Here is a 14,385-nt window from a genome sequence, read left to right as displayed (position 1 = left end):
ATGATCGCTTCTTATATAGAATTGAATCTTACCTCTAGCAATCCACCCGTGGGCGCACAGGCTGGGCGCTGGGCAGACAGGAGGGCAAGAAGCTTCGATATGCGTCCGTACCTTATCCGGATCATACAATGACTTAGGGCGAAAGGCGAAACTGTCTGGTAACTCTCTAAGCTGAAATCCTGTCCAACCCATGGATATGGGCGTAAGCTCACAGTCCCAACCGGTTCGCAACCCAAGTTTTTCATAGATCGCGCTTTCAGGCCGGGTCGTGGAAAGGGTCTTGCTGCCTGGTTGGTTCAGATGGACAAAGAGCCCAAAGCTGGAAAAGCTCGCTACTTTAAGAAAGTCGCTTTGAGCAACGGACTATCGTCTGAAAAGTTTCTTCCCAAGCTACACTCTTCCCGCCAACTACAGGGGGGGTTGGCGGGGAGAGCTTTTTTTACAAAATCTACACCTTATTTTCTTATCCGAGCCGGGACTTGAGCGCCCCGGCTCGCTCGGATGATGTCAGGTAGATGCTATACAAGAGCAATGTCCGTCAGGGCAAGGTCCACGCCCACCACGGTGATAACAGTCGTTTGCACTCCTCCGGTCTCAGTTACGGAAACGATGCTGTCAGCCCCGGTGTTGTTAATCGAAACACCAGCACCTAAGTCCCCAAGAAGAAACAGTGTGTCAGCCGGCTTATCAAAACCCTCGATCCTGTAGGCATCTTCAGAAGCAGCCAGATCGACATTGAAGCCGTCCAGGTCGCTGGAAGCACCGAGCAGTGTAAAGTCAAAAGTCCCACCCAGGTCGTTGGCGAACAGGTCAATCGAGAAATCACTGGTTGCAGTGTCACTATCGGCATCCGTCAGCGACGCGGTGAGGTCAAGTTTAACGTCGCTGGCAAGATTCTCGGTCGCTTGGATGAACTCAATCACCGGAATCTTGATGGTACCCTTGCCCATCGTGAGCTGGACAGAGTCGATCAGCTTTGAACCCTGTGTATCGATGGCAAAGGATGTTTGCCCTCCTGCCTCCGCAGTCAGATCGCCACTCAACACTTTTATATTGCCTGAGTTAGTGCCGTCATCGAAGAAAATCTTGTAGTACAACTCCTCGGTCGTTGGATCATAACCCCCTACCGAATTGTCGATGAAGACTTTCATGCCGGTTAATAGAGTTTCAGGATTGACGACGAAGCTTTCATCACCGGCGTTTATTCCTGCCGTACCGTTCCCATCAAGGTTGTTATTGCCGATTCCTATGCCGGCAGTACTGACATTCATGTTTGCGGAACCAAGAAATGAAAAACCTCCCGCCTCAATTTGTGCCTCGGTGAGATCGGGTTCTCCCAACCCAATGGCGGATACTATGTCAGTATCAGAGGTTGTAGCCTGCACACCGAAAAAGACTACTTGCTCGTCAGGAGGGATAGTCAGGGTTCGCACAGGGTCCGGGCCGCCCGCATCGAGTGATCCATCGGCACTGCTGAACGTGATCGTCGATCCAAATCCCTGTTCCAGGTCAAATATATAGCTGCCATCGTGCAACGCCGTAAGCGTGAAGTCCACCGTCGTATCAGCCGTGCTTGCAACGTTGTCGAAGTCGGCAGTCAGCGAGCCTGCAAAGAGGAAATCACCGGACGCATTGGGAGAACCCGCCAGTTCATCGAATGTGAAGCTCGACCCATTGATCGTCGTGCCATCCGGTCTGACAAGTTGGAATTGATTCAAAGAGATGTCAAGGTTACCCGGTTGATCAGCTCCAACAGACCCGTTCCATTCCCCATATTGCGGGGCGATGGTGCCGGTGCCTACCAGGTTGCCGAAATCAAGCGTCGGCGTGTCGTCGTCAACATTGATCGCCAGCGTGCCATCCGCCGTGTCGCCATCGCCATCGGTCACCCGGTAGTTGACGGTGAATGCCTGGTTGTTCTCGTCCAGGCCCGCCGCATGCATGATTGGCGCATTCTGCACCACCGTGTAGGCGCCCGTCGCGGTGTTCAGCGTCAACGTCAAGACCGTGGTGGCGCCCTGCTTGACCAGTAGGTTGTTACCGTCAGCCACATAGGTGAAGCCCGCCGGCGCACCCGTGGTCAGGTAGGCAATCGAGCCGCCGTCCGCACCGAAGCTATGGCCCAGCGTGCCGGATACATTCTCCGCATCGATGTCATCACCCGCGCCGCCCGGATTGCCGCCGCTCAGTGCATCGTCATCCAGCTTCACCGCGTTGTTCGCGGACACCGTCGGCCCATCGTCCTCGAACACCAGGTTCTGGCCGATGTTGAGCGTGGCGCTCGCGCTGTCGCCGTCCTTGTCGGTGATGGTCCCGGTCAGCGTCACCAGCGTGTCCGAAGACAGGGTCTTCGCATCATCGGGATTGGTCGTGTCGGGATGCACCACCGCGCGCTGCTGATCGAGCGTGACGTCGCCATTGGCGGCTGCACTCACCGTGAACACGATGTCCCCGCCGGCTGCATCGGTGGCATCCGTGCCCTCGCGGCCCACCACCACCCCGGCTTCCAGGAACAGGAACACCGCGTTGCCGCTGGCCGTATCCACCAGCCCCGAGTTCGCCCCCGAGGCGCTGATGCCCAGCGCAAAGGCCAGCGTGCCGGCCCCATCCGCCCCAAACGCGGAAGTAAAGTTGGCGGCAAAGTTCTTCGTGTCGTTGGTTGCCAGCACTGTCTCGTCCACCGTCAGCGTTGGCTCCGCGCCGGTGGTGCTGATGCTCGGCCCATCGTCCTCGAATTTTACATGGGAGCCGACTTCGGCTGTTGCTAGGGAGACTTGAAGCAGCTTGAAGCCGCCGATATCGAAATCGGCATGAGTATTACCGGTTGCGTCAAGTGCGGCCCCGTTTTCGATAAGCACGCGGTTGTGATCGGCAGTTGTGGTGTACTCAATCTTCTCGCCCGCTGTTACTCCGGATATTGTCGCGACTCCACCGTTGAAAGCTACTGTCACGCCGTTAGCTGTTGCATTGATACCCGTATCGATGAGGACGGTTCCATTTAGCGTGACTTTGACGTGCGTAATTGCAACTGAGCTATCGTTCCCATATCCGTCAATGAAATTTACACCTGGTTCAGCCGCAGTGCTAAAGGCGCTGACTTTAACGACGGCACTCTTGCCGCTTTGTAACTGGACAACGTCGAAAGTGGCCGCTCTTGCATTGAAAACATTGGTAAAGTCAATATTGGCTTCGACATCCGCCTCGTTTTGATCCAGGTTGGGAATGGTCACGTTCTGACGGGCGCCCGTCACGAACGAAAACCGAATGCCTTCCTGCTCGGTTATCATCTGGCTGTTGGTGCCGAAGGTTGTTGTACCACCTCCCTGACTGCTATTGATCGTGTCGCCGGTGTTTATATTCACCCCGGTAGACTGGTTTGCCGGATTCTTTCCGGTGGCGATGATGGTGGGATCGGTGATCCGGATAACACCGCCGTCGTTCACAGTTGTCGGGTTCGCCGTCGTAAACGCCAGGAACAGGTTCTGTCCGGAAGGCGCATTGGCAAGACTGAATGTCAGGTCCTGACTGGCGCCTACAAAGACCTTATCCAGTAGATTAAGCGAGTCGTCGGGATTAGCGGGGTTTGTGTTCTTGAGAGGGGCGTACTGCACAGACCAGATTTTGGCACCCGACACCGGCGTTCCGGTTTCTTCCAGATAAAGAGCAAACACGATATCCCCGGTTCCTTCCACGCGCCCCAGCACAATATTGTTGTTCGTATCCGTATAGAGGAGGATGTTAGCGCCGGTGAGGGTGTCAAGGCCGCTATCCAATCCATTGAGCGGCGCACCGTTGCTACCAACGAGGCCGAGATCGGTAATGGTTCCACCAGGCGCTGGCGTGATGCTGACAATATTGCTGCCGGTGTTCCCCACAGCGCCGGTATAGCCGCTTAAGGCCGCGCCAATGGTTGGAGTTCCTGCTCCAAGCGCTGTCAACCGGGTAGAGAAGACCGCGGGAAGGGACGATACAAGAATGTCATTGTCGTCCGCGTCGCCAGCCGGTGTGGGGGTGGCGGTCAGGTTCTGCAACCCGGCCGTTTCGTCAAGCGTGAGGTTTACTGATGTGTCTACGGTGATTATAGCCATGTTTGCTTTCCTCAATAGATAGGTAGATTAAGGGTTTTCCTGACGAATGTTTCTGCCGCCACTATGAACATTTTCAGACTAGCTTTTTGGCTTTAAAATTGCCATGAGTCAAAGGTCCCTTTTTGAATAGGAGAAAAGTACTACGAGAAATAGATATAACCTCCCAGCAATGAAGCTGCTGGCTCGTTAACTCGATGGATACAGATAGGGATTATTCAAGTTGCAGTCTATGGGGCGATACAGAAATGGAAACAATGCCCGTGAGCTTGCTGCAGCTTTGGATGTGGAAGAGACGGAACCCAGCGGTCGAGCTGCTGTTTCCTTAAGGAAGGATCAGGCGGGTTTTCTTGGGCCTGGATGAGCAATATCGTTTTTTCATTCTTTATTCACTGCGTTCTCTTTGATACGCTAACTACTGTCCAATAGCCTCAAGGAATGAGGGTTTGTTCAAGCTATGCGTGTGCGCATAAGCCCACAGCCCCACGCGGTTGGTCACGCCAAGTTTTTCATAGATCGCGCTGAGATGGTTACGTAACGTCCTTTCACTTATATTCAGCGTCGCCGCGATCACCTTGCAGGGCGCTCCGGCTTGAGAGGTTACGGTCGCTATGACAGTCCTTTCCCGGATGGTGAGGGACTTCAGTTTTTTCTGGTCTATGTTGCCATTTTTCGCAGTTTTTTGATGCGCAAGCTTGATAAGTCTGCTGATACCAGCATTGTCCAGCCAAAGCTGGCCTTCATGAACTTTCTCAATTGCTCTTAAAATTGTTTCCTCCGCTTCTTTTTTTTCAATAATACCCTTGGCACCGGCAAGCATGGCTCTATCATACGCCGAGGGATCATGTGACCCAGTGAAGATTAAAACCTTTGCCTTTGAGGTGGCAATTAACCGCGGAATAGCATCTATCCCATTCTCAATACCGAGATCCAGGTCGAGCAGAATCACATCGGGAGACAATTTCTCCATTTGAGAGAAAGCTTCGGAGCAGTTTGTGAATCTGCCAACCACTTCCATCTTGGGTCGTTGACTGTCAATCAGCTTTTCCAGTCCAAAAAGCACAATGCAATGGCTGTCAATCAGCAAAACCCGAATAGGTGTAACAATTTGATCAGCCATACTGGTTTTTATTACCCTATTAATGGGAAGCATGCCATGTGAAAATAGTATCAATCAACTTTGGCGCGTTCATCTGTTGGCTACCGAACATACTGCGCGTAGTTGGTTAATCCTGGAGAACTAGTGGAGGCAGTAATAATAAGGAACCAGTAGCCTGTCGGATTTAAAGGAAATCGGGCTGAAAAAGCATCTGGCCGGTCCATATTCCGGCGTTTTTTCAGCCAACAAAAAACAACTACTGACCTTCAAAATCGTCAAAATCTGTCCTCGCTCAGTCACTTTTTCGCTTCGATTCTTTAGCCCAAATGTTTCATAAATTGACGCGCGTCCTCAGGCGAATTTAGGAAACATCCGGATTAAGTCCGACAGACTGCTAGCGATGGATAGCGCTTTTGTCTATCAAACAATCCTGCCAACTGACGAGCTTGGCATGGGCGGCGTGTTACCCGGAAGGAAGAGAGGTAGAGGTTTGTTGCGCGCGATACGCCTCAACGGCGGTCGTCATGCGGCTTGGGGAATTTTAACGCGACGTGGCCCGAGTCAGACGCTCGGCATTATCTTTGGTATCGTAGATATTGATCATTGGCTGACCCTCTGCCGCTCTGCTCATGCGTTCACGGATTTCGGCCGCAATGTCATTATTGCGTTGTACCGCCGGACGCGCTTCCATCGCCGCAAACCAGCGCATGAAATTAGGGAAAGCGGTATTGTCGATGCCGCGATCCCTATGCCCTTTACACCATGGATAGGTGGCGATGTCGGCAATGGTGTATTCGTCGCAAGCGAGCCATGGGCGGTCGCCCAGCCGGTTGTCCAGCACGCGGTACAGGCGCAGCGACTCGTTGTTGTAGCGATCCTTGGCATACTGATTATTTCTGGCCTGGCTATTGAAGTGATTGGCCTGGCCGAACATGGGGCCGACGTGCGCCACCTGGAAAAACAGCCACTGCAGCATGTCATAGCGTTCGCGTGCATCCTTTGGCATAAATTTTCCGGTTTTCTCCGCCAGATAAAGGAGAATGGCGCCAGATTCCATCATTGTGTATGGCATGCCTCCTGGCCCATCCGTGTCCACAATGGCGGGAATCTTATTATTAGGGCTGAGCTTGAGGTGTTCAGGTTTAAACTGGTCGCCAGTCCCGATATTGACGTCGATATGCCGCCATTCGATTCCAGTCTCCTCAAGCATAATCATTATCTTTTGCCCATTGGGCGTGGGGCTCGAATGCAATTCAATCATCAGTCTCTCCTTTGTCGCATGCATTGAAGGATCTGCCGCACTTTATTTATACATTTGTGATTTGGCAGGGGAATAATGGTAAATATCATATGGCTTGCTCGCGGGTGCTGGCAGCCGATCAGGTTATCCGTGCGTCACGATGAATTTATCCACTCAGTATGTCAACCAAGTATGTCAGAATTCCGATTTCAGTAATAATTACCTAACTCAGGACTATTTTCCACATTATTCGCAGGAATTCCCTTGTTTAAAATAATTGGACTTTTATTAGGTTATTACTTCCTGGGTATTTTCGGCGCGTTCGCCGGGTATATCGCCGGAAGTATCATTGATCGTTACCGGGCTTATGGTGCGGGTGCCATTAACCCCCTGACTAACGCCCAGCGCCAGACAGTTTTCATTGAAACTGTTTTCATCTTGATGGGGAAGCTCGCCAAAGCGGATGGGCATGTTTCCCAGGATGAGATTAATCATGTGGAAGATTTCATGCGGAAGCTGGGAATGTCTTCCGAGCATCGGCAACTGGCAATCGCCCTATTCAAGCAAGGAACGGCCGCGGATTTTGATATCAAGCCGAAGCTTAACCAATTCATGGCGGTTTGCGGACATACGAACAGCCTGAAGCAGATGCTGCTGATCTACCTTATTGTCATGGCACTGTCTGATGGGCGGCTGGATGCAGCTGAAGAGGGCTTGTTAAAGGATTTCGCTTCTCATCTGGGTTATGACCAGTCAGCGTTCAAGCAATTGCTGGAAATGGTTTTAGGCCAATCACACTTCGCCGGTGGACAGGTAATGTCCGCCAGCGCTCTGGATGATGCTTACAAGGCGTTAGGTGTCAGTAAAGAGAGTAGCGATCAGGAAATCAAACGTGCCTATCGGAAACTGATGAGCCAGTATCACCCCGACAAATTAATGGGCCAGGGGATGCCGGAAGATATGATTGCTGTAGCTACCGCACAAACTCAGGAAGTACAGACTGCTTATGATCTGATTAAAAAGAGCCGAAACATATCGTAAGATCAATGTCTTAAGGTATACAGTACACACTTTTGTGTACACTCTCCGGCATTGTTTTGTGATACCGGTGTAACTCAGACTGTGCACCCGAGAATCGCCGCCATAACCGCCACGATCCGCGCAAACTGATCAACTGATCTATGGCATAAACTCCATGAGTTGCGTGCTCCACAATCTGTGTCAATGCTGAGCATTGACACATGAACTCTAAGTTAATCCGATACCGCTGATTTTTCTTCATGAAAAAAATTCTGTTATGGCTATGCTTTCTGCCGCTCGCAGCGTGCACTCCCCAGAAGGTATTGAAGGGATTCGATAGTGAATTTGATGGCGGCAAAACCTGGGCTGAACTGCGGATATAATTGCCTGCCTATCCCAAAGTGGAGAACCCGCTACCATTTGACGCCGGCCCTGCCAGCGACGATCTTCATTTCATTGATGGGCCTTCCATCGTGGTGGGAGACGATTACATAGTGCGCTACACCTGGTAATCAAATCACCCGCTGGAGCGATGAACATAAGCTACGAGGGTATGCGGTGTGCGACCGACGGTGCGAGAGAGAATGCAAGAGCCGAAATATTGATATTGAAATTTCAGGTCACCGAAAAAAGGCTCTACACCATTGGCCGTGACGACAAGACCTGAGTATGGGCACAGGTATCGAAATGGGAGGAACTCGAAGATATATCGCAGCATTATGCGCAACGGGCGCTTTCCAGATATTTTTTCTGCCCAGCCAATATCGTTGTAAGAACTGAGGGGGAGGCCATTCAAGCATTGAAGAGAGGCAGCCTCCACGCGTGATTCAGTAGCCAGCGGTAGATGCTGAATTCAACGTTGAAGAGCCTATCGTGATAGGCAGTTCCGTGCCAAAACCAGCCATTAGTTTTTTAAGGAGTTCATGAAAACTTACCAAGATACTGAAACAGGACAGCTTTATGCAGGGCATCGATCTGATTAAGGCGATAAATAACTTATCGCCATTTTTTTTACTGCATGGATACACCGCCATGGTGCACCAAAATCGGAGTGATCTTTAAGTGGCCTTTGGGTCGTCGTTGAGCAACTTACATTCTTCTTATGGAAAAGCCGCTTCCTGAGCACACCAGATTTTCACCCAGTCGAAATGAAAAACAGACTCGACTTGCTCAAACAAGATAACCGCGCGTGGTCAACGGCAGTTAAACATGAATTGCTATGGCAAACCAAATTTCTCTCTGAGAACAGTTTCACAGCATTGTCGTCAGCACGTAAGCAACGAAATAATGTAGTGCATGAAGGAGTTATCCCAGATTCTGACGTTATCAAAAATCTGTGGGGATGTATATTTGAATTGTTTGAATCTGCTTCTGGCATTAGCCCGATAGGAATGGGTCGATTGGCTTTCTTTGAAGTTCCTGACCTCAGATTTCCAGAAAAGAACAACTTTGATGAATGGTTAGTGCTATCGGAGAAGTTACGCGGCCAAGGATAGGCAATATTGTCTCTTATGTGTCGGCTTGCGACTTTCGCCACAGGCAGAAACGTGCCAAAAGGAGACGATCAGCTTTTTTTTCAAAGGCGCCATTCGCGCGTATGCGGCAGGGGCGACGCGGCTTACAAAAACATTTTTCATCTATAAAATAGTGCATGCTTATGCAGTTAATTGAGCATCTATGCGGGTTTAGGAGAGACAACGGTATAGCCATCAGACCCAAGAAATGGCAAAGTGCTCGAGGGTGGGACACCGAATTGGCCGCCGATAATAAAGTTAGCTTCCTGAGGAGCATCCATGACGCTGCTACCCCAAACCAGGGATTTTCTAAGCTACTTGCAGAAGAATCCCGGTATGCGATCAAGGATCGCAGCGCCACCGAATACAACTCTGCTTTACGCGGGGATCTTCATCAAGCCCATGTGGCAAGAACTGGAGCAACTCAAGCATACAAATCGCGACGTTGCCTCGAAGCACCTTCTTCCAGACGTTCTCGCACGAATTCAGACACCTAGCCAAAAGTATCCCACGCTGCTAGCTTGGGCTAAGGCGCTTGACGGCTATATGCCATGGAAGGAAAACGGCTTCATCGCATGGCGCGCCCTTTCGGGCATTTTCGCTGCCAACGCTGTCGGAACGGTATCCTTTTGCATTGGCTCTAATGTTGCAAAAGGCGAAAAAGTCTTCTCGGCCACCGAGCTTCCTGTCTTGTTGAGAAATCCGAACGTTGATGCCCTTACTAAAGACATACTTTCCTACTATCAACGTTGTATTCAGACTGGCGATACCGCAATCAATTTTGGGTTCGTTGGGGGCTAACCCAGTCATCGGCTCGCCAATGACTGCCGCTCATATCGAACGGTGAGCGTCCGTTCAAGCGATTGTTTTCATTGTTCTCATAGCTTTAACGGTTTTACATAGCCGGTCATTTCAAAATAACCGTGGCCGGCGGGTTTGCCGTCACGGGTAATCGTGACTGCGCCTTCCCAGTAGACTGCCCCGGTCGATTGCCGCGAGTCGAGTTCCTGGTCATCCTGCAACGGCGTGAGCAGCCATTCAGTTGAACCGGTTTGAATCCGCATTGCCACGGGATAGGCAGCATCAGTGCGCGGCGAGCGCCAGGTGCGCTGTGGATGAAAGTTCACCTGCTCCGGCTCGTATAGCGTGATGCGGCCGGATGCATCGCGCAGTCCCGCGTACGCCCATACCTTGCTTCCGTCTTTCCCTCGAATTCGAAACGCCATCAGTGCGGAGCCATCGTCGAGACTGGCGCCGACCCAATCCCATCCATCGGCATCCGGGTCGAGATACGCGGTGGACCATTCGTGGTCGAGCCAGGCGGTGCCGCTCACAGGGATAGGCTTGCCGTGGCGGGTAATCGTCCCGGAGACCTGTAAATGCGGTTCGCTGTAGTAATAGCTGGCTTGTTCCGGCCGAGGCCCTTTGCGTGAGAAACCGTTTTTGTCTTGCTTCATCGGCGGCTGGGAGGGGGTCAGTGACAAGCGCAACGTAAAGTCGCGCGCTTCGACGATGGTCTCGTAGCGGCCGTTTTCCTCGCGCACCATACGCCAATCGTCCAGCCTTACGTCCGTATTACCTTCTTTGGCATAGGCGAGGCCGAAGCCGTCGCGCGCGCTTTTCTGATCGTGCAACAGCTTTCCGATGGCTGGATCGGAAAGTGCCACATGCGCAATGATAAGCTGCTTGGGCGCAAAGCGGCTGGGATTGGCGCGATCGATCTCGGTCGCGGCGCGGAAAAAGGTGATCTGGAAGCCGAGCGGTTTCTTATCGGGAGTTTCCAGCCAGCCGGTCACATACCACCACTCGGTGCGAAAGTCTGGGTGTGCGCCGAAGTCTTGGGGAAAGGTAGGCGTTACGCCAGGAACCACTTGGGAAAACCGGGGAAGTAACTGAGGTGATTGAGGAGGTGACCCGGAAGGCAAAGCAGGAGGTGATTGCGCGGTAGCGCAAGCAGCAACCAGATGCAGCGAGAGAATCATCATTCTCGCGAGGAGCATGATCGGGTGACCGCTTTTGCGAGAACCCCCCATATGGATGGGATCGCATCTAAAAAAGTACATTACCAATCCTCCCGTACCGCGCGTATTGCGTTGCCCGAGACGGCATGGCGCCCGGATACCAGCGCGGTCAATGCTGCTGACAGCAGCAATACCAGGGCTACAGTCATCAGCCCACCCCAAGGCAGGCTCAATTGCATGGTCCAATGGAAAGACTGCGGATTCACGATGAAGACGAGAATCAGGCTGATGCACCACCCGAGTACAAATCCGAGCGCAATGCCAAGTGCAGTCAGCAGGCCGCCCTCCGCTGCCAGCATACTGAGAATCTGGCGGCGCGTCACGCCGATATGACGCAATATGCCAAATTCTTTGGTGCGCGCCAATGTTTGTGCGGAGAAGCTTGCCGCCACACCGAGCAGCCCTATAATAATCGCGACCGCTTCCAGCAAGTACGTGACCGCGAAGCTGCGGTCAAAAATATTGAGGCTGAGCGCGCGGATCTGGCCGCGTTCTGAAAATTCCAGTGCGCCGCCGAATGGCAAGCGTTTCAATGATGTAATCACCTGCTCAGGCGTTACACCCGCCTGCAGCCAAAGCGCGGCATCGTTCACTTTCTGGTCGCCAGACAGTGCCTGGTAATCGGTCAACTGTAACTGAATTGCGCCGAATTGCCGCCCATAGTCGCGCCACACGCCGGCGACCACGAAGTCTGGCGGAGACGTTCCTATGGGCAAGGTCATTCGCTTGCCGAGCGTGTAACCGTATAGATCGACCATCGCTTCCGATACCCAGATAGGTATCGCATCCTTCGGGAGCAGGGCGGGCGCGATAACTTCACCGGTCATGGGCAAGGTGTTGGCGGGATCGGTCATGTCAATGGGACGGGCAATCAGTATAACGTTGGGCCGGCTCGGATCAAGCGTCAGGTGCGATGAGCGGAAAAAGTCCGCGCGGGAGATGCCGGGCGTCGCGGCGAGAGTCTTTATCTCATCCAGCGTAAGGCCACGCGTATCGCCGCTTGTCGCCGTCTGAACGTATAAATCAGCCGGTAGAATATGCTTGAGCCAATTATCAACCGATACCCGAAAGCTGGTGACCATGATTGCCATCGCAGCCACCAGGCTAAAGCTGGCCAGCACGCCCCCTAAGGCGACAGCTGCCTGATTGGGTGCATTGGCCAGTCGTGCCAGCGCCAGTGCCGGTACGGCATCGGATGTGCGCCGGGTTACCGCGGAGAATACGGCGGAGAAGATCAACGCTGAAAGACGCGGCATGAGCGCAATACCGCCAATCAGCAACAAGGCCACTGCGAGATAGCCAAAGACCGGTAAATTAAAAATTGGCGGCAGTTGCGTAAGCAAGCCCCCCAATGCCAGACAAGCGAGGGCGGGCCATGGTGTGGCCAGTTTCGAGAGCGCGGCGTCTTCGCTCCCGGACTTGAGTGCTGGCGCCGGGCGCGCATTTGCTGCTTCCCAGGCGGGGGCTGCGCTGCCCAATAAGGTGACGCCCAATCCCAGCGTGAAAAAGATCGTGGCCGCAATGGGATCAAAATGCAGACTCGGTTGTATCCCCGGAAAAAATCCTCCTCCCAGGTCTCCACCAAAAATATTCAGTGCTGCCGCCGCTATGGCGTAGCCTATGGCTAGACCGAACAGCGAGCCAATGGTGCCAAGGATTGCTCCTTCCAATAAGATCTGCCCCAACAGTTGTTTGCGCGTGAGTCCGAGTACCCGCAGCAACGCAAACTGGTGACGCCGCCTAACGACCGACAGCACCTGCGTGGAAAAAACCAGAAATGCACCGGTAAACAGCGCTACCAGGGCCAGCATATTCAGGTTGACGCGATAGGCGCGCGACATATTGGCGACACGCGCTTCCTGATCTGCGGTTTCCGTGACAACATATTGTTCACCCAACTTCCGCGCCAGCGCGGTTTTGAATACTTCGTGATTGATGCCTGGCATCAATTTCAATTCGATGCGCGACAATTGACCGATGCGTTGGAAGCGCCACTGCGCCGCGCCAATATCCATCACTCCAATACGTTGTCCCGCACGGGTTCGCACCAGGCCGCCCGCGACGCGTAGCGTGATGGTTTGTGTTCCCACGCGTAACGGTAGAGGATCGCCCCGCTTTACCCCCAGCCATTCCATTGCGGCAGGAGAAAGGAAAATGGCATCGTCCGCCAGAATATCGAATAGCCTGTCTTCGGCCGGGATACCGATCAAGTCCGGCGCAATATCCGCGGCGCGAAAAATGTCCAGTCCGAGAATTTTCAAGGTGGCATTTTTCCGTTTTTCCGGATTATCAGGGACGACGACATCGAGCTCCAAAACCGGGTTGGCAAGCTCGACATCGCTATGTTCCGCCAGCACCGGGTAAAGTGACTCTGCAAAGGTTACCTGAGTGCCGCGCACTTGCAGATCGGATTGGCCGGAAAGGCTTTTGGCGGCGGCGGAGAATTCGTTGAAGGCAGCCGAATTAATCAGATGAATCGCAAACCCGAGCGCTACCCCAAGTGCGATTGCAGTGATAGCGACGGCAGCCTGCGTCAGATGAGCCTTCCATTCGCCCAGCAACAACCAGCGCGACAGCGTGCCCCCATTTGTCCATTTTTTCATCTGCTTTGGTGCGAACCTGTCGAAGGTACCGAATCCGCCGGGTGGAGCCCTTCTTTTGTAAGCACCAGCACCTGGTCCGCCGTTGCCGCGGCCGCATGCGAGTGCGTAACGATGATGCCGGACGCCCCATTCGCTTTGATTTCCGTGCGCATTAGCATGAGTATGTCATGCGCGGTGTCCGGATCAAGATTGCCGGTCGGTTCATCGGCCAGGATCAGTTTAGGGCGATGTACCAGTGCACGGGCGATAGCGACTCGCTGCATTTCGCCTCCGGATAGCTGGCGCGGAAAATGCTCTCCCCTGCCGTGCAAGCCGACTGCATCCAGCATTTGCCCGGTTCGTTCGTCAGTATGCTCACCCGAGACGCCATTCAGCAATAAAGGCAGAGCAATATTCTGACCTAGCGTCAGATGCGGCAGGATATGAAATGCCTGAAAGACAAACCCAAACGCTTTGCGTCGCAGCCGGGTTGCTGCATCGTCATCCAATGACGACATGGCGATGCCGTTGATCAGTATTTCACCCGCGTCCGGGGTATCCAAACCGGCAATCAGATTCAACAGCGTTGATTTGCCGACGCCGGATTCGCCCATTATCGCTACATACTTACCGGCACCGAGGGTGTAGGATAAATCGGTCAGCACTCGCTGTCCGTTTGCATATGCTTTGCCAATATGACGCAGTTCCAGCATGGTTGATTGAGGCTAAACTATCGAGCCGGCACGCAACATGGCGTGAAGAAACCGTATTTCTCAACGATCACCCGTTCCAGCACGTGCATCAGGAGGAAGGCCCTGGCAGCA

General features: G+C 53.0%; 10 protein-coding genes and 1 pseudogene. 5 read left to right on the top strand and 6 right to left on the bottom strand.

The window, feature by feature from the left end; all coding sequences use genetic code 11:
- Positions 1–518 precede the first annotated feature (518 nt).
- The 3 genes from BLO43_RS13470 to BLO43_RS13460 form a co-directional block, all read right to left on the bottom strand.
- Positions 519–4,088: a DUF5801 repeats-in-toxin domain-containing protein gene (locus BLO43_RS13470; RefSeq protein WP_217628075.1), complete on the bottom strand. Its 3,570-nt coding sequence runs from the start codon at positions 4,086–4,088 to the stop codon at positions 519–521.
- A gap of 412 nt (positions 4,089–4,500) precedes the next feature.
- The gene (locus BLO43_RS13465; protein ID WP_175443964.1) at positions 4,501–5,205 is read right to left on the bottom strand and encodes a response regulator transcription factor; all 705 of its coding nucleotides are present in this window, start codon (positions 5,203–5,205) and stop codon (positions 4,501–4,503) included.
- Positions 5,206–5,725: 520 nt separating this feature from the next.
- Positions 5,726–6,445, bottom strand: a complete 720-nt coding sequence (locus BLO43_RS13460) for a glutathione S-transferase family protein (protein WP_090907500.1) — start codon at positions 6,443–6,445, stop codon at positions 5,726–5,728.
- Between the two features lie 243 nt (positions 6,446–6,688).
- Here BLO43_RS13460 and djlA point away from each other — a divergent pair, with 243 nt between their 5' ends.
- The 5 genes and pseudogenes from djlA to BLO43_RS13440 all read left to right on the top strand — a co-directional run bounded on the left by djlA (position 6,689) and on the right by BLO43_RS13440 (position 9,759).
- Positions 6,689–7,465, top strand: a complete 777-nt coding sequence (gene djlA, locus BLO43_RS13455) for a co-chaperone DjlA (RefSeq protein WP_090907499.1) — start codon at positions 6,689–6,691, stop codon at positions 7,463–7,465.
- A gap of 239 nt (positions 7,466–7,704) precedes the next feature.
- The gene (locus tag BLO43_RS17180; protein WP_302847701.1) at positions 7,705–7,827 is read left to right on the top strand and encodes a hypothetical protein; all 123 of its coding nucleotides are present in this window, start codon (positions 7,705–7,707) and stop codon (positions 7,825–7,827) included.
- 18 nt (positions 7,828–7,845) lie between these two features.
- Positions 7,846–8,270 (top strand): annotated as a pseudogene (locus BLO43_RS13450) (CNP1-like family protein).
- 322 nt (positions 8,271–8,592) lie between these two features.
- The gene (locus BLO43_RS13445; protein ID WP_090907498.1) at positions 8,593–8,940 is read left to right on the top strand and encodes a hypothetical protein; all 348 of its coding nucleotides are present in this window, start codon (positions 8,593–8,595) and stop codon (positions 8,938–8,940) included.
- Between the two features lie 297 nt (positions 8,941–9,237).
- The gene (locus BLO43_RS13440; RefSeq protein WP_090907497.1) at positions 9,238–9,759 is read left to right on the top strand and encodes a hypothetical protein; all 522 of its coding nucleotides are present in this window, start codon (positions 9,238–9,240) and stop codon (positions 9,757–9,759) included.
- 77 nt (positions 9,760–9,836) lie between these two features.
- Here BLO43_RS13440 and BLO43_RS13435 read toward each other — a convergent pair whose 3' ends face one another.
- Genes BLO43_RS13435 through BLO43_RS13425 form a run of 3 tightly spaced genes read right to left on the bottom strand, consistent with a single transcriptional unit; the run spans position 9,837 to position 14,274 of the window.
- Complete coding sequence (locus tag BLO43_RS13435; RefSeq protein WP_090907496.1) at positions 9,837–11,021, bottom strand: lipocalin-like domain-containing protein; 1,185 nt, start codon at positions 11,019–11,021, stop codon at positions 9,837–9,839.
- Positions 11,021–13,582, bottom strand: a complete 2,562-nt coding sequence (locus BLO43_RS13430) for an ABC transporter permease (protein WP_090907495.1) — start codon at positions 13,580–13,582, stop codon at positions 11,021–11,023. Before BLO43_RS13430 ends, BLO43_RS13435 begins: the two co-directional genes overlap by 1 nt.
- Complete coding sequence (locus BLO43_RS13425) at positions 13,579–14,274, bottom strand: ABC transporter ATP-binding protein (protein WP_090907494.1); 696 nt, start codon at positions 14,272–14,274, stop codon at positions 13,579–13,581. The genes BLO43_RS13430 and BLO43_RS13425 overlap by 4 nt, the downstream gene beginning before the upstream one ends.
- Positions 14,275–14,385: the final 111 nt, after the last annotated feature.

Origin of the sequence: Nitrosospira sp. Nsp13 (assembly GCF_900101945.1) — a bacterium.
GTDB classification, from domain to species: domain Bacteria; phylum Pseudomonadota; class Gammaproteobacteria; order Burkholderiales; family Nitrosomonadaceae; genus Nitrosospira; species Nitrosospira multiformis_D.
Note: the sequence above shows the minus strand (reverse complement) of the source record. Positions and strands in the feature narration are given on the sequence as shown.